Source organism: Mucilaginibacter sp. KACC 22063 (assembly GCF_028736115.1).
Classification (GTDB): domain Bacteria; phylum Bacteroidota; class Bacteroidia; order Sphingobacteriales; family Sphingobacteriaceae; genus Mucilaginibacter.
This window is the reverse complement of record NZ_CP117877.1, coordinates 2,902,622-2,918,926: the sequence shown is the minus strand read 5'-3', so window position 1 is coordinate 2,918,926 and position 16,305 is coordinate 2,902,622. Positions and strand designations below refer to the sequence as shown.

Sequence of the window (16,305 nt, the reverse complement as noted above, 5' to 3'; positions counted from 1 at the left end):
ACGTTGTCTTTTAGTTATAAGTGACGGTGAATAACTGTCGGAAGTTGTTAAATACGTACAGTTTTGACAATTCAAACCTTTTAAAAGGCGATTTTTCCGGATCTCCGTACCTCGACATTAAATTTTTTTAATCTTTTTTTAATGTGCTTAATGCGTATTGCTATTCTGCAACACGTGCTTATCCACTTATTATTTCCTGCTTATAATGATTGATTTAGCTTATAAACCATCAGTTCATTAAGCGTATTATTTTATTTATAAATATTTAGTTATCAGGTGTTTATGAATAAAATTATTTGTTTTTATCATTTACGTTTCGATAATTTTGAGCTCATATTGTCAATTATACACTCCGTATAAGGCAATCTGTTATAAACCAATTAACCCACTTATGTTCAAAATTAACCTGACAGCTTATGGCTAAATAAGCGCTTATGCCTCTATCTGTAGCATTTCTACTGCTACCCTCAATTAAACTTTGACCCAATCAATTAAACTTTATGAGAAAAAAATTTACGCTATTTATTTTATTGCTTTTAGTTGGCTTTTCAATGGCAATGGCACAAGTGTCAACCATTAAAGGTAAAGTTACCGACAGTAAAGGCCAGCCTTTGCCAGGTGTAACTATAAAAGCAAACGGTACCCCAAACGGCACAGTGACCGACTTAAGCGGTAACTTTACCTTACGCATTCCGCCAAATGCATCTTTAACAGTTTCATACATTGGTTACGCCACTCAAAACGTGCAGGTAGGCGGCCAAACCAATCTTAACATCACCCTTACCGAAACCCAGAATAACCTTAATGAGGTTGTGGTAGTAGGTTATGGTACACAAAAGAAAAGCGTTGTAACCGGTGCTATTTCAAGCGTAGGTGCAAAGCAACTGGAAAACCAACCGATCAACCGTATTGAACAAGCGCTGCAGGGCCGTACTTCGGGTGTTACCATTTTACAAAACAATGGCCAGCCGGGTACATCTTCTACAGTGCGTGTACGTGGTTTTACAACGTTTTCAACTGCATCAAACTCAAGCAACGACCCGCTTTGGGTAGTTGACGGCCAGATTGTGGATAACGGCGGTATCGGCTATATTAACTCAGATGACATTGCATCAATCGAAGTATTAAAAGACGCAGCTTCGGCAGCTATTTACGGTACACGTGCTGCAAATGGTGTTATTCTGGTAACTACCAAAAAAGGTAAAGCAGGTCGCATCACGGTAAGCTATAACGGTTTTTATGGTACGCAGGCACCTGCTAAAAAGTTAGACCTGCTAAATGCGCAGCAATATGCAACCATCAGAAACGAGTCGGCAGCTAATGCAGGCAAGGCACCGGTTGTAGCGGATGTAAGTAATCTCGGCACAGGTACCGATTGGCAATCGCTGATTTTTAATAATGATGCCCGCCGCCAGCAGCACCAGGCAAGTATCTCTGGTGGTAGCGAAAAATCTACGTTTTTCTCTTCATTCGGTTATATCACACAAGATGGTATCGTTTCTACACCGATATCCAAGTACAACCGCGCCAATATCCGTCTAAACTCTACTTATAATTTATCAAAATACATCACCGTTGGCGAAAACTTAGGTTACAGCCATTCTGTAAGTAGCGGTGTAGGAAACGAGAACAGTGAGTTTGGTGGTTCATTATCTGATGCGATCAACCTTGACCCGCTTACACCGGCTATTGAAACCAACCCGACAAACCTTGCTAAAGCGCCTTACAGCAACCAGAATGTTGTGCGCAATGCACAAGGCCAGCCTTACGGCGTATCAAGCCTGGTAGCACAGGAAATTGTTAACCCATTGGCGTATACGCAGGTTAGGATTGGTAACTATAACTGGGACCATAACTTTGTGGGTAATGTATTTGCAACAATAGAGCCAATTAAAGGCCTTAAACTAAACTCGTCTTTAGGTACTAAAATGGCATTTTATGGTACTGAAAGATATGTGCCTACCTTCTGGTTAAATTCATCTACATCAAACACCCGTACCAACTCGCACCGCGAAATGAATTACAACCTGTTCTACAACTTTGAGAACACGTTGAGTTATGGAAAAACAATTGGTAAACATGATGCCAGCATTTTGTTAGGTCAGGGTAGTTATATGGACGGTAACTCAATGGGTACTACTGTTGATTTTTATAACGTAATCGCTAATAATTTCTTCCAGAATACATTTAACTATAAGCCAATTACTACCGACAGGCAGGCCGATGCGTCTGATGGTGTACGTCATAAACTAAGCTCGTTGTATGCACGTGGTACTTATGCTTATGACGAGAAATACCTGTTTACAGGTATTATCCGTCGCGATGGTTCATCACGTTTCGGTGCTAATAACAAATATGGTACTTTCCCATCAGCGCAAGTGGGTTGGGTACCAACACGCGAAAGCTTCTTTCCTAAAAACCAATACGTTAATTTCTTAAAAATACGCGGTAGCTATGGTGTGGTAGGTAATGACGGCTTGCCGAACTTTGCTTATATCTCATCAATTGGTAGCGGCAGAAACTACACTTATGGTACAGGTGATGCCAGCACCATCGGCTGGAGCCCCGGCAGGCCAGGTAATCCTGATCTGAAATGGGAACAGACATCGCAAACCAACATCGGTTTTGATGCACACCTGTTAAATGATTTCACATTAACTGTTGACTGGTATAAAAAGAAAACTAAGGGCATTCTGCAAGCGCCAGGCCTGCCAAATTACTTAGGTTATGCCGACAACATTTTCTATAACCTGGGTGATATGCAAAACACCGGCTGGGAGTTTGAGTTAGGCTATAATCACCGGTTCGGCGATTTCAACTTAGGGGTTAACGGTAACATGTCATTCAATAAGAACAGGGTACTTTACATACAACCCGGCCAAACATTTACCGAAGCCGGCGAAGGTACTTTCCAAACGCTGGGTAACGTAACCCGTTCAACCGTAGGAGGGCCAATGCATGCATTTTATGGTTACACCATGCTGGGTATCTTCCAGACACAGGCAGAAATTGATAGCTATACCAGTGCATTAGGCAAAAAAATACAGCCAAATGCACAGCCAGGTGATGTGAAATGGGCCGACTTAAATGGTGATGGTTCAATTACATCTGATGACAGGTCTAACATCGGTAGCTCGTTGCCAACTGTTACCTACGGTTTAACGCTAAACCTAAGCTACAAACGCTTCGATTTTACCGCCTTTGGTATTGGCCAGGGTGGCAACCAGATATTCCAGGGCTTGCGCCGTTTGGATATCTTAAACGCTAATTACCAGACTACCATTTTAGACCGCTGGACACCAAGCAACCCTAATGCAAGCCTGCCACGTGTTACAGATAGCGATAATAACAAAAACTACGGTAACTTCTCTAAACTGTATCTGCAAAGCGGAAACTTCTTCAGGATTAAAACCATGCAGTTAGGTTATACCTTCCCTAAAGCTTTATCAAGCAAGGTAGGGTTAGACCGTCTGCGAGTATATGTATTGACCGAGAACCTGGTAACCTTTACTAAATACACCGGTTACGACCCTGAAATCGGCGGCGGAACATTTGGAATTGACCACGGTGCATACCCTCAAGCCCGTTCATTTATGGCTGGTGTAAACATTGGATTTTAATTAAAAACTTTTAGAGCAATGAGAAGAAAACTTACATATGTGGCTGCAATAGCTCTTGGCATGCAAATATTTGGTTCATGCAAAAGTTACCTGGATGTAAACCCGCATGACTTAACCTTAGAAACTGCATTTTATCAAAACTCAACCCAAGCTTTCCAGGCGTTGGTAGCAGTTTATGATATGGCTGGCAATCAATCTATTAGCACCAGCTACATGAATAAAACGGCTATTATGAACGTAGCCAGCGACGACCATTGGGCGGGTGGCGCTTCTGCCACAGACATTGGCGACCTGCAATCGGTAGCTACCTACAGCATGACGCCATCATACATGAACGGCGCTGCCGGGCACCTTTGGAAAAAAGGCTTCACCGGTATTTACCGTGCAGATGTATTGCTGAGCAAAATCGGAAGCGTACCGGGAATGGATGATGCTACAAGAAAACGTTATACCGCAGAGGCTAAATTTTTAAGAGCGTATTTTTATTTTGACTTAGTGCGCTTTTTTAAAGCAGTGCCTTTGATTTTAACACCTACACCAACAGACCAGATCTACACTGTTGTTCAGTCGCCAGCGGCAGATATCTATGCACAGATTTATAAAGATATTGCAGAGGCAACACCAGATTTGCCTGTTACTGTGCCCGCATCTACAGAAGGTGGTCGTGTTACACAAGGTACCGCACATGCCTTACTTGGTCGTATTTATTTATGGCAAAAAGACTACGCTAAAGCCGTTACCGAGCTTGCTGATGTAAACGGTACGTCACCAGGTACTGCACCAAGCAAATACGGGTATCAACTGGTTAAGAACTTTAAAGATCTTTTTGATCCGAAGAAGAAGTTCAGCTCTGAATCTATTTTTGAATTAGTATACAATTCTACCTCCAATACAGGTTGGGGTAACTTAAGCTCGGGCGAAGGTAACCAGGAATGTATTTTAGTTGGTCCCCGTGGTTACTCTATTACCACTAAAGGCGCTGCTAATGGTGCACCCGATTATATTTCCGGTTGGAGCGGACAGCCTTATACTGACGATTTTTACAACTTCATTCATTTCGACCCTCGCAAAAATGCTTCGGTAGCTGATCTGGATAGTTTGGAAAAAGCAGGATTAGTAACCTATCAGCATGCTTATCAGAATACAGGCCACTTTATTGAAAAATGGGCGGGGCGTAATTCAACCAAAGCAGTAAGCGGCCAATTGGAGCTTAATTTCCCTCTTGATTTTTATGAGATCCGTTTGGCTGACACCTACCTCATGGAAGCTGAGGCCATTATACAAAGTGGTGGTGCCACAGGTACAGGTTCACGCGCTTACCAGTTGCTTAATGCCGTAAGGGCACGTGTAGGCCTTAACCCGGTAGCAGCTACAATGGATAACATCAAAAAAGAAAGGCGTGCAGAGTTTGCCGGTGAAGGCCTGCGTTGGTTAGACCTTGTACGTTGGGGCGATGCTGCAACTAAATTAGGTTACAAAGGCTTTGTTGCAGGTAAAAATGAGATTTTCCCAATACCTGTAGCTGAAACCTATAACAGTAAGATTGAACAAACCAAAGAGTGGGGCGGAACAAAATAATGCTGCTCAACCTAAACCATCATGTGTATTAACTTAGCACTTTTAAACAGAAAGCGGATTTCCGCTTTCTGTTTTTCGTTTCAAACTTTATGAGGCTGAACAAAGGCAAAATATTAATTCTATCAATTTTTTCAGCTTTTATACTTGCTGTGCTTTTCTCCCAGTGTATAAAAAGCTCGGGTAAAAAAGACTTGAGAGGAAACACTTATGCAGATGAAACCACGTGTATTAAATGCCATAAAGAAATTTACCAAACCTATCACTTAACAGGGCATTATCATACGTCGGCTAATATTACAGGCAATACTTTGGCAAACAATATAAAGCCCGAAAGCAATGCTTTTGAATACGATGATAGCTTGAAAGTAAATATTGAAAAAGATAAAGCAGGCATTTTTCAGTCTGCCTATTTCAAGAATAAGCCGGTAAGAAAAGAGCGTATGGATATGGCGATTGGATCGGGAACGAGGGCGCAAACCTACGGTTACTGGAATAGCAATAAGCTATTTGAACAGCCGTTATCATACTATAGTTTTATACATAACTGGGCTGGTAGCCCGGGCTTCCCTAATAAGCTTGTTTACTATGATCGTCCTATTTTAACCCGTTGCCTGGAATGCCATGCTTCTTTTGTGGAGAGCCATTATGTAAACACCAATCAAACCTTAAAGGTAGCCGAAGAATTTAATAAAGCATCCATGATCTATGGCATAGATTGCCAGCGCTGCCATGGCCCTGCAGCAGAGCATGTAAAGTACCAGTCAGATCATCCGGATGACAAGCAGGCAAAATTTATTGTTCGTTATGCTGATCTACCCCGTGAGCGAAAAGTTGAAATGTGTGCGGTTTGCCATTCAGGCAACGACCTGCAGGTTGAAAGGTCTACTTTTTTCTATAAGCCGGGAGATACCCTATCGCGGTATCTCGAAACCGATTTTGGCAACACTGTTGAGCCGGATGTGCACGGCAGCCAGGCAAAACTGCTGGCCATGAGCAAATGCTATCTCAAAAGCCAAACCATGACCTGTACAACCTGTCACAGTAGCCATGCCCAAAACAATAATAACGTGGTATCTTATTCACAGAAGTGTATGACATGCCATAAAACTGAATCTCACAACTTTTGCAAGTTAGCCCCTCAGTTAGGTAATGCAATTAATACTAAATGTATTGATTGCCATATGCCAGCGCAATCTTCCAAACTAATTTCTTATAAAAAGAACCGGGCTAATACAACTTCCGACTATTTACTCCACACGCACCGTATAGCAGTATACCCTGCTGTAACACAACAAGTAATTAAACTTCTTACAAAATAATCTACCCCCAAAATGAAATCAATAGCTACCTGTGCAGCAATTCTTTGTTTAGTAACCGCCATGACAAGTGGTTGTAAAAAAGACAACTCAAATTCAGGCGGGCAGCCTGCAACACCAACAAATCCAACCACACCTACAACGCCTGTACAGTCAGATGTGGCTATGTGGTTAACACAACCCGACCAGGCTGCGTTACTTGCAAAGCAAAACCGCGCACTTAATTTTAGTACGATATTAAATAACAATCCTACAATTACCGTTGATGATTCACAGGCGTATCAAACCATTGATGGTTTTGGTTTTTGCCTTACGGGCGGTAGCGCATCGTTAATAAATAGTTTACCGTCTGATCAAAAAGATAAATTGCTGAACGAACTTTTTACTACTGCTGATAATGGCATAGGTATCAGTTACATCAGGATAAGCATTGGGGCATCAGATTTAAGTGCAAATACTTTTACTTATGATGACCCTTCATTTAATCAAGCTACAGACGTTGACCTTAAGAATTTCACGATAGATCAGGAGCGTACAGACCTGATACCAGTGCTAAAAAAAATAATTGCACTTAATCCTTCAATAAAAATTTTAGGTAGCCCATGGACGGCACCTATTTGGATGAAAAGCAACAACAGCTATAAAGGCGGAAGCTTGCTTCCGCAATACTACAATGCTTATGCACGGTATTTTGTAAAGTATATACAAGCTATGAAAGCCGAAGGCATTACAATTGATGCCATAACACCACAGAACGAACCGTTAAATCCATACAATAATCCAAGTATGGTGATGCAGGCAGATGAGCAGGCAAACTTTATCAAAAATAATTTAGGACCGGCTTTTAAAGCAGCTAACATCACTACCAAAATTATTGCGTATGACCATAATACAGACCGTACAGATTACCCGCTGACGGTTTTATCAGATGCGGGGGCAAATCCTTATGTAGATGGTTCCGCATTTCACTTATATTCTGGAAGCATCTCTGCATTAAGTCCTGTACATGATGCTTACCCTGCTAAGAATATATACTTCACCGAGCAGTGGATAGATGGCAAGAACGGCACATTTGCCGGGGATTTGCAATGGCATGTAAATAACTTAATTATCGGTGCTACACGCAACTGGAGCCGCAACGTAATTGAATGGAATTTGGCTGCTGATCAAAACTTTAATCCGCATACTGCCGGTGGTTGCTCAACATGCCAGGGGGCAATTACTATAAGCCCTGCTATAACCCGTAATGTATCTTACTATATTATTGCTCATGCATCAAAGTTTGTGCCTGCGGGTTCTACACGCATTGCTTCAAACACTTCTGATACGCTGCCTAACGTAGCGTTTAAAACACCCGATGGCAAAAAAGTCCTCATCGTACTAAACACCAATAGTTCATTATCTCAAACCTTCAATATCACTTACGGTGGTAAATCGGTTACTGCTGTTTTGGGTTCAGGTTCGGTGGCAACCTTCGTTTGGTAAAATAACTGACACTTATAATTATATGAAATACCTTAAAAAAACATTTATTGCGGCGGCTTTATTAACATCGTCCGGTGTATTTGCACAACAAAAGGGGACTGTTGAAACCTGGTTGACCAAGGCGGATCAATCAGTGTTATTCAAGAAACAACAGCAGGATCTTTTATTTAAAAAAACAGGAGATCAAAGTCAGGCCATTGAAGTAAATGATAAAGAAAGCTATCAGAGCATCGATGGTTTTGGTTTCTGCCTTACCGGTGGTAGCGCACAGTTACTGATGCGTATGGATGCTGCTAAGCGTGCACAATTATTAAAAGAACTTTTTGCATGGGACGCTAATAACATCGGCATTAGTTATTTACGTGTATCAATCGGCGCATCAGATTTGAACGATCATGTATTTTCTTACGATGATCTTCCGGCTGGTCAGTCAGATTCAACTTTAGCCAAATTTGATTTAGGCCCTGATAAATCTGAAGTGATACCGGTATTGAAAGAGATACTGGCCATCAATCCCAAAATTAAAATCTTAGGATCGCCCTGGTCGGCGCCTGTCTGGATGAAAACCAATGGTGATACCCGTGGTGGCAGCTTAAAACAGGATTGCTTTGATGTGTATGCGCGATATTTTATAAAGTACATTAAAGCGATGAAGAGTAATGGTATTACCATTGATGCCATTACCGTTCAAAACGAGCCGCTACATCCTGGTAATAACCCAAGTATGTTTATGCCGGCAGACGAACAAGCCTTGTTTGTAAAATCGAGCCTTGGCCCTGAGTTCAAAAAATCGGGTATTAAAACCAAAATCATTATTTATGATCATAATTGCGATAAGCCCGAATACCCGATTTCTATTTTAAATGATCCGGAGGCAAAGAAATATATCGATGGTTCTGCATTCCATTTTTATGCTGGTACTATTGATGCGCTATCAAAAGTACATGACGCACACCCTGATAAAAACCTGTATTTCACAGAGCAATGGATGGGTTCGCCTGCCAACTTCAAGCGGGATATTGCCGGTCATATTACCAATTTAACCATTGGCGCTACACGCAACTGGAGCCGCAACGTAATTGAATGGAACCTTGCTGCCGACCCGCAAAATAACCCGCACACAGACAGGGGCGGCTGCGACAGATGTATGGGTGGTATTACTATTGATAAAGACAGTGTGATCCGTAATCCGGCTTATTACGTGGTGGCTCATGCCGCTAAATTTGTCCGCCCGGGTTCAGTAAGAATTGCATCGAACACTTTAAGCACCTTACCAAATGTGGCATTCAAAACCCCGGATGGTAAAAGGGTGCTTATTGTAATCAATACGGCTGAAACACCGCAGAACTTTACCATCAAATATAACGGACAAAAAGCCAGTACAATGCTTGATGCAGGCGCTGTGGCCACTTACGTATGGAAATAATCGGAATGAAAAAAGCTTTTAAATATGGATCAGTAGCGGCAATGTTGTTACTGGTTATGTTACCATCACTAATTTATGCGCAGGGCTACCTTAAAGCATCGGGCAAAATAATCACTGATGGTAATGGTAAAAAGATCATACTGCGTGGTATGGGCCTTGGTGGCTGGATGTTGCAGGAAGGCTATATGTTTAAGGTAAGTAACCTTGGCCAGCAGCACATCATCAGGCAAAAAATTGAGGAAATAACAGATGCAGATTACACTGCTAAATTTTACGATAGGTGGCTGGCAAATAATACCCGGAAGATTGATATTGATTCTATGCGTTCGTGGGGATTTAATTCTATCCGATTGCCTATGCATTTTGATTTATATACCCTACCTGTTGATCAGGAGCCTGTTGCAGAGAAAAATACCTGGCTTGAAAAGGGTTTCGCCATGACGGATAGCCTTTTGAAATGGTGCAAAGCAAACAAGATGTACCTTATACTTGACCTGCATGCTACACCGGGCGGGCAGGGGAATGATTTAAATATTTCTGATCGTTATCCAGACAAACCATCACTATGGGATAGCAAAGCCAACCAGGATAAGATGATCGCTTTGTGGCATAAACTTGCGGAACGCTATGCTAACGAACCTTACATTGGTGGTTACGATATCATCAATGAGCCTAACTGGGGCTTTGAAAGCACTGAGGATAAACGCGGTACAAATGAAACTAAGAATGCGCCGTTGCGCCAGTTAATGGTAGATATTACCAAGAGCATACGCGAAGTAGATAAAAACCACATCATCATTATTGAGGGAAATGGTTTTGGAAACAACTATAAAGGCATATTCCCTTTGTGGGATAATAATACGGTGATTAGCTTTCACAAGTATGGTAATTTTAATACGCAGCAAGCCATACAAAACTTTCTTAACATCAGTCAGCAATACAACGTTCCACTTTGGTTGGGCGAATCTGGCGAAAACTCCAATACATGGTTTACAGAAGCTATAAGCTTGGTCGAGTCGCACGATATTGGCTGGAGCTGGTGGCAGCTTAAAAAGATAGGCATTAACAACCCGCTTGAAATCAAGCTTACACCATCATATCAAACTCTCTTGGACTACTGGAGCGGAAAAGGCCCAAAACCTGCTAAAACCGATGCAGAAGCTGCTTTAAACGAATTCCTGAATAATATTAAACTGGAGAACAATATTTATCACAAAGACGTTACCGATGCCATGTTCAGGCAGGTGCATACAACGGCAACAGTCCCGTTTAAAAAGGTAACGGTAAGCAGTAAAGCACAGATCAATACTGTTGATTATGACCTGGGTCGCCAGCGTTATGCTTATTTTGATAAAGATACAGCAAGCTATCAGTATACGCCTGGAGTACATACGCAAGGTAACAGAGGCAGGACGTACCGTAATGACGGGGTAGACATTAAGGCCGACGAAAATGGCTATTACATATTTAGCATTGAGGATGGCGAGTGGACACAATATACTTTCAACGTTGAAAAATCCGGTAATTATAATATTGATCTGGATATAATGGCTGACAATGCCGATGGCCAGGCAAGCCTGATCTTAAATGGTGTAAGCATACAAGGAATTGCTATTCCGCAGGCCGATAAATCAAAAGGCTGGCATCCGGTTACGTTTAAAAATGTAAAGCTAAATAAGGGAAAAAATGTGCTGAGGGTAATGGCAGATAAAGGCGGGTTTGATCTGCGTTCTGTTACTTTCTCCAAAAATTAGATGATAAAAAAAGCGTTCCGGGGTCTCAAGCCGGAACGCTATAATCAACTAAAATCCAAGCAATCTCTGAACGTCAAAAATTCCTTTCTCAAGGGAAAATTTATTTAGAAACATCTTCAGTAAACCGAAGACATCTTCAATTATCAGGAGCTTGTATTTTCAAAGCAAAATTACGGACTACCACCTCTGGTAACCAAATTATTAGGCTTTAAAAACGTCAATTTAACGGTTAAAAATCCTAATTATGCTCTCATTTTTAGTAACAATTATATTACAATCATCCAATGTTATAACCTTAAATATGATAAATCCGTATTAGCGTCCTTAGTTTAGTTAGACCTACTAAATACATATACAGCGTATCAGATAGAAAGAGGGCATGTTTTCAACGAATGTTACTTTTTCCGTTTGCGATTAAACCGTATTGCTCGATAAAAAAGCGCTAAATATTTCAGGAGCGTTAACAGAGTGTTTTCACCGAACTTAAAAGATTAAAAACTTTCAGATTTACACTTAAATCACTTGTTTTGCAACATGACTGGCGAAGACAAGGATTACTCATTCTGGACGAAATATAAGCGCTTCGCCGGTAACGAGATTTTGCTTTATGTAATTATGGTTGTCGGCATTATTGCGGGTATCATCATTATTAGTTATTTTGTTGACTAAGCAATCATTCGTGGCCAGCCTTTTCTTTTTTAAAGATTAGTTTAGCCCCATTCTTAATCATTTGTTGCTGCGCAGCAGTAAAGGGTACGCGGCCGCCAAAGTCCTGTACCCAATATAAGCCGCTTCGTGCTACACCAACTTCTTTAAAGTCCGGGTTCATCAGGTTACGGCAATGACCTTCGCTTTTAAACCACCCGTTGGTAACCTCAGCAATGCTTTGCTGCCCATAAGCAATGTTTTCGCCAATTGCAAAGCTCTGATAACCTTTATAATTATAACCGGCATTCAGGATACGGTCTTCAATGCTGCGTCCATCTTTACTGGTATGGCTAAAATAATTACGAGCGTTCATGTCTTTTGCATGGCCAATAGCAGCAGATTCTAACACGTTATTCCAGGTAATGGGAGGGGCAGGGGGCATGCGCTTTCTGCCGCAATTGCAGCCTGCTGCACGTACTTTATTAATCCGGTATAGAAATTCTTGTTTAAACTGGTCGTCTGATACTACATCCTGCGATTGTACCAGTAATGACAATCCAACCAATAAGAACATCATTATCCCACCAAAAATCAACTTCTTATTCATACCCTTATCTGACAAAAAAAGCGGTTAATAGTTTAACCGCTTTAAATCCTTGATGATTTACGTCGCCTGTAAAATATGATGACGACTATAATGAGAATAACAACAACCAGTATCGCTATTAAAGTGATACCGATTGGGTACCCTTGCTGTTTGACTGTACTTTGTTGCTTGCGAGGTAATACTTTTTTTTTGGACCAAGTTTAGCCATTCTTCTCAGCTGAGAATCGCGTTTCATGCTATCTTTCATAAATGCATAACGCTTCATGGCTGCTGCCGCTTTGGTAGGTTTATGGGTACTATTGTACAAACGGGCATAAGCCAGCATAATATTAGTTTGCTGATCTGAGTAACGGTTTACTGATGACAATGATAATGCCTCTTTCAAGTCGCCTACGGCAAGATCGTAATCTTTAATATCCATCTTGATACCGGCAAGTGTAATCAGTGACGCAACAATATTAGCCTGGTCGTTTTGATTACGGGCCATGGTATTAGATTGTAGTATGAACCATTTTGCCTGGCTGAATTTCTTTTGATCACGGTACACTCGTGAAAGGCGATCATAGCAGGCACGCATGCTGGTGCTGTCATCAATACGGTAATAATGGTGCAACGCTTTAAGTGTATAGTTTAAGGCATTTTCCTGGTAGGCAGTTCTTACCTCTCTGTCTTGTATTGCAGCATAAGCCATATAATGGTTAGCTAAGTCGTTATATAATTTAGCCTTAACCGTATCTGATTTAGAAACTTCGATCTGTGCTTTGATCAAACTATCCGGATCACTGATTATTCCTGCTTTCGCAAAAGTAGCGGCTAATATAATTGATGATAATAGTAATAACTTTTTCATGCGGATTGTAATACAATAAGTTAAATTGATAATTACAAACGCCGTGCCTAAGTCGTAAGAGCCGCAGAAAATTACTTTAATAAGTAAATCGTTGAAAGTAAAATAGTTAGTTTTTACACTTAATAATTAGTTTTTCGTATGCGTTTATGAAATTTTGAAAGGATTTGCTTTTAGCAAGTATCAGGTTAAATAGCGATATACCTACAATAGCCGTTGTAATACCTGCCATTACATCTAAAACATAGTGATGGCTTGCATAAACTGCTGTAAACCAAATACCCAATACTACTGTAGCAAATAAAATGTTGACTAAGCCCAGTTTGTTTTTTAGTCCATAATATAGGACAATCACCGGATAAGCCGAATGTAGCGAAGGCATGGCTGCAAATACGTTAGAGCCTTTTTCGTAGATGCCTTTGAATATCCCCGCATGGAAATAGTTGTCAAAACGGGCAAGGCCTGCCGTGCTTCCTTTTATTAAGGGAATGAATTTGAAGCCGTGTTCCTGTATATACCATGGTGGCGCAGCAGGGTAGGTGTAGTATACTACAAAGCCCAATAGATTTACCAGGAAAAAGGTAAGTGCAAAACCCAGGAACTGCTTTGGCCTTGTAAATAACAGATAAGCTGCAAAGCCAAGCGGAACAGGTATCCAGCATAAATAAAAGATACCGGTAATTACATCAAGCCAGCTGCGGCTATTCGCTTTCAGGTATTCGTTTGGGGTAAATATAAGCCCGTTACTATGTATGCCAAATAGTTTTTTCTCGGTGCTATAGAGATCGCCTATGTGTACCGGATTGAAGCGGTAGTTTGGAAAGGCTTTCATGTAATCGAAAATGATCCAGTAAACTATAAATATAGCGAAGCCTGTGACAAAGCGGCGGGTATATCCCGATAAGTAATACAGGCCATTCACCAAGCCTAGGAGTACCAATTGATCAGACTTGTAGCCAACCACAAAGTACGACAGCACCACATAAGCTACTGAAAGCAATGCAAGTGTTATTGCTGTTTTTTTATTTACAGTGGGGAATAGTTCAAAGGAGGAGGCGAGGTCCATTATTTAGCTTTTTCCTCAAAATCTGATTGAAATACCTTATCCCATAAAGCAGAGCTTACACCGTATCCTTTAGTTGGATCCTGGTAATGATGCAGCATGTGATGGCGTTTAATGCTTTTCCAGATACCGCCTTTAAAGTTAAAGTGGTGGATGGCATAATGGCCAATATCATAAAACAGGTATCCTAAAATAAAGGTTGCAAAAAAGGGATATACGTCTGTATGCAACGGTAATATAGCACGGAACAAAAAGAAAAAGCCTAATGCCAGTGGAATACTTGCTGAAGGCGGCATCACTAAACGTTTTTTATCGCTTGGATAATCATGGTGTACACCGTGAAAAATGAAGTGTAAACGCAATGCCCATTCTGCTTTTGGTACAAAGTGAAAAACAAAACGGTGTAAGGCGTATTCAACAAATGTCCAGATGAACAGGCCCGAAACCATTAATATTAAAAAGCGTGTTACAGGGATATGCGCATCAATGCCCATATATAAGCACACTAATATTACCGGTAAATAAATAATTATCGGAACAAAAAAGTGAACCTTAGATAAGCTCTCTAAAAAATCACTCTTAAACATGCGCACAGATTCCTGCGAGTTTGATATATAATTCTTTGCCATGGCTAATCAGGGTTTAAATCTATCTACTATTTCTTGTCCGGTTACAGGATCAGACCCTCTTAATTCAACATACAATACGTTTGGAATCCAGAATGACCCGCCTTCAATCCGCACAAAAATACGGTTTAATATTACTTGTTTCTGCCCAATAGTTGCGAAAATGTGATATTTACCGTCCTGTGACTTCATTAATGTCATAGGATACTTTTTGTAAGACACCACCCTGATATCATATTTTCCGTTTCCCAGTGGCTTTTGGTTAAGGCCGTAGGCAAACTTACGTTGTATGTAATTCAGTTCTGCATGTTCTCCTTTGGCTGCATAACGGATCCAGTAAGCATGCACGGGTTCTTCCTCGTCCAGTTTGCCATTAGGCGCATTCAGCTCATATACAATCGTGTTTGCATTAGGGTCGCGCTGTACATAAAACAAATGGTTTACAGATGCAGGCAGCGCAGGATATTTATTTTCAGATTTGTGGTTCTTTAGTGTATCTGGTCCAGTAAGACTATGAGAAACGTGGTTATTTGTGTATTTAGCCGGCAAAAAACTGCTTGCCGTTAACGAAAGAAATAGTAAAAGTTGTTTCAAAGTACGAATTAATTATTTTTAGGATTTTCTTTTTCCAGCAAGCTTTTCTTGGCATCAACCAACCTGTTGAAAGCAGTGATATTTGTTAGAACAGCAAGTGCAGCGATAGGAATGGTAAAAATAGACATGGTTTCAAAAATGTGATATTTTACACCAGGTACATATAATTTGTAATCGCCGCCGATATATAATGAGGTTACGCCGCATAGTATGGCGCACAGGCCGATTGTTATAACACGTTCGGGGCGTTGCATTAAACCACCTTTACACTCAATGCCCAAGCCTTCGGCACGTGCACGTACGTAGCTAACCATCATAGAGCCTATTAAGGCGATAAAGGCAAATAATGAGCTTAAAAAATAGTGGTGAGCAACCAGGTACCAGCAAATTCCTAAAAACATCACCAGTTCGCTATAGCGGTCGAGCACAGAATCGTAAAGCGCACCAAAAGTAGATTTCATATTGCCTAAACGTGCCACCTGCCCGTCGAGCATATCAAATAAGCCTGCAAATAAAATCAGGCCGCCAGCCCAACCTACGTAGGTAAGGTCACCACGGTTGCCTTCTTCGGCACCGATAACAAATATGACAGCTACACCAACATTAAGCATAAAACCTATTGTTGTAACTGCATTAGGCGTAAGGCCGAGTTTAATTAACACCTTTACAAAAGGATCAATTACCTTGTAAATGGTAAGCTGTGCAGATGTGCGTAATGATGTAGTTTGTTGTGCCATGTTT

General features: G+C 41.0%; 13 protein-coding genes. 7 read left to right on the top strand and 6 right to left on the bottom strand.

From position 1 onward, the window contains the following. Positions 1-500: 500 nt before the first annotated feature. The 7 genes from PQ461_RS12540 (at position 501) to PQ461_RS12510 (ending at position 11,848) form a co-directional block, all read left to right on the top strand. A complete protein-coding gene (locus PQ461_RS12540; RefSeq protein WP_274205868.1) occupies positions 501-3,620 on the top strand; it encodes a SusC/RagA family TonB-linked outer membrane protein in 3,120 nt (1,039 codons plus the stop codon). Positions 3,621-3,638: 18 nt separating this feature from the next. Next, entirely contained in the window at positions 3,639-5,198 is a 1,560-nt protein-coding gene (locus tag PQ461_RS12535; protein WP_274205867.1) for a RagB/SusD family nutrient uptake outer membrane protein, read from the top strand. 89 nt (positions 5,199-5,287) lie between these two features. Further along, complete coding sequence (locus tag PQ461_RS12530; RefSeq protein WP_274205866.1) at positions 5,288-6,517, top strand: cytochrome c3 family protein; 1,230 nt, start codon at positions 5,288-5,290, stop codon at positions 6,515-6,517. A gap of 12 nt (positions 6,518-6,529) precedes the next feature. Then, complete coding sequence (locus tag PQ461_RS12525; protein WP_274205865.1) at positions 6,530-7,999, top strand: glycoside hydrolase family 30 protein; 1,470 nt, start codon at positions 6,530-6,532, stop codon at positions 7,997-7,999. Positions 8,000-8,021: 22 nt separating this feature from the next. Further along, positions 8,022-9,425: a glycoside hydrolase family 30 protein gene (locus PQ461_RS12520; protein ID WP_274205864.1), complete on the top strand. Its 1,404-nt coding sequence runs from the start codon at positions 8,022-8,024 to the stop codon at positions 9,423-9,425. A gap of 5 nt (positions 9,426-9,430) precedes the next feature. After that, positions 9,431-11,179, top strand: coding sequence for a cellulase family glycosylhydrolase (locus tag PQ461_RS12515; RefSeq protein ID WP_274205863.1), 1,749 nt, complete (start codon positions 9,431-9,433; stop codon positions 11,177-11,179). Positions 11,180-11,713: 534 nt separating this feature from the next. After that, positions 11,714-11,848, top strand: a complete 135-nt coding sequence (locus PQ461_RS12510) for a hypothetical protein (protein ID WP_274205862.1) — start codon at positions 11,714-11,716, stop codon at positions 11,846-11,848. Positions 11,849-11,852: 4 nt separating this feature from the next. Here the strand turns inward: PQ461_RS12510 and PQ461_RS12505 are convergent, their stop codons facing one another. The 6 genes from PQ461_RS12505 to PQ461_RS12480 all read right to left on the bottom strand — a co-directional run bounded on the left by PQ461_RS12505 (position 11,853) and on the right by PQ461_RS12480 (position 16,301). Continuing rightward, entirely contained in the window at positions 11,853-12,434 is a 582-nt protein-coding gene (locus PQ461_RS12505) for a CAP domain-containing protein (RefSeq protein ID WP_274205861.1), read from the bottom strand. Between the two features lie 118 nt (positions 12,435-12,552). Further along, a complete protein-coding gene (locus tag PQ461_RS12500) occupies positions 12,553-13,284 on the bottom strand; it encodes a hypothetical protein (protein ID WP_274205860.1) in 732 nt (243 codons plus the stop codon). 106 nt (positions 13,285-13,390) lie between these two features. Next, complete coding sequence (locus PQ461_RS12495; RefSeq protein WP_274205859.1) at positions 13,391-14,347, bottom strand: phosphatase PAP2 family protein; 957 nt, start codon at positions 14,345-14,347, stop codon at positions 13,391-13,393. Continuing rightward, positions 14,347-14,973 (bottom strand): sterol desaturase family protein, encoded by a 627-nt coding sequence (locus PQ461_RS12490; protein ID WP_274205858.1) that lies wholly within the window; start codon positions 14,971-14,973, stop codon positions 14,347-14,349. Before PQ461_RS12490 ends, PQ461_RS12495 begins: the two co-directional genes overlap by 1 nt. Before the next feature lie 6 nt (positions 14,974-14,979). Further along, positions 14,980-15,564 (bottom strand): DUF4833 domain-containing protein, encoded by a 585-nt coding sequence (locus PQ461_RS12485; protein ID WP_274205857.1) that lies wholly within the window; start codon positions 15,562-15,564, stop codon positions 14,980-14,982. A gap of 8 nt (positions 15,565-15,572) precedes the next feature. After that, positions 15,573-16,301 carry a CDP-alcohol phosphatidyltransferase family protein gene (locus PQ461_RS12480; protein WP_274205856.1) on the bottom strand — a complete coding sequence of 243 codons (729 nt, stop codon included), beginning with the start codon at positions 16,299-16,301 and terminating at the stop codon, positions 15,573-15,575. Positions 16,302-16,305 lie beyond the last annotated feature (4 nt).

Excerpts from the sequence above, each read along its gene's own strand:
- PQ461_RS12500 (WP_274205860.1), bottom strand. The coding sequence starts at position 13,284 with ATGAAAAAGTTATTACTATTATCATCAATTATATTAGCCGCTACTTTT.
- PQ461_RS12495 (WP_274205859.1), bottom strand. The coding sequence starts at position 14,347 with ATGGACCTCGCCTCCTCCTTTGAACTATTCCCCACTGTAAATAAAAAA.
- PQ461_RS12480 (WP_274205856.1), bottom strand. The coding sequence starts at position 16,301 with ATGGCACAACAAACTACATCATTACGCACATCTGCACAGCTTACCATT.
- PQ461_RS12490 (WP_274205858.1), bottom strand. The coding sequence starts at position 14,973 with ATGGCAAAGAATTATATATCAAACTCGCAGGAATCTGTGCGCATGTTT.
- PQ461_RS12520 (WP_274205864.1), top strand. The coding sequence starts at position 8,022 with ATGAAATACCTTAAAAAAACATTTATTGCGGCGGCTTTATTAACATCG.
- PQ461_RS12515 (WP_274205863.1), top strand. The coding sequence starts at position 9,431 with ATGAAAAAAGCTTTTAAATATGGATCAGTAGCGGCAATGTTGTTACTG.
- PQ461_RS12510 (WP_274205862.1), top strand. The coding sequence starts at position 11,714 with ATGACTGGCGAAGACAAGGATTACTCATTCTGGACGAAATATAAGCGC.
- PQ461_RS12535 (WP_274205867.1), top strand. The coding sequence starts at position 3,639 with ATGAGAAGAAAACTTACATATGTGGCTGCAATAGCTCTTGGCATGCAA.
- PQ461_RS12505 (WP_274205861.1), bottom strand. The coding sequence starts at position 12,434 with ATGAATAAGAAGTTGATTTTTGGTGGGATAATGATGTTCTTATTGGTT.
- PQ461_RS12540 (WP_274205868.1), top strand. The coding sequence starts at position 501 with ATGAGAAAAAAATTTACGCTATTTATTTTATTGCTTTTAGTTGGCTTT.
- PQ461_RS12525 (WP_274205865.1), top strand. The coding sequence starts at position 6,530 with ATGAAATCAATAGCTACCTGTGCAGCAATTCTTTGTTTAGTAACCGCC.
- PQ461_RS12530 (WP_274205866.1), top strand. The coding sequence starts at position 5,288 with ATGAGGCTGAACAAAGGCAAAATATTAATTCTATCAATTTTTTCAGCT.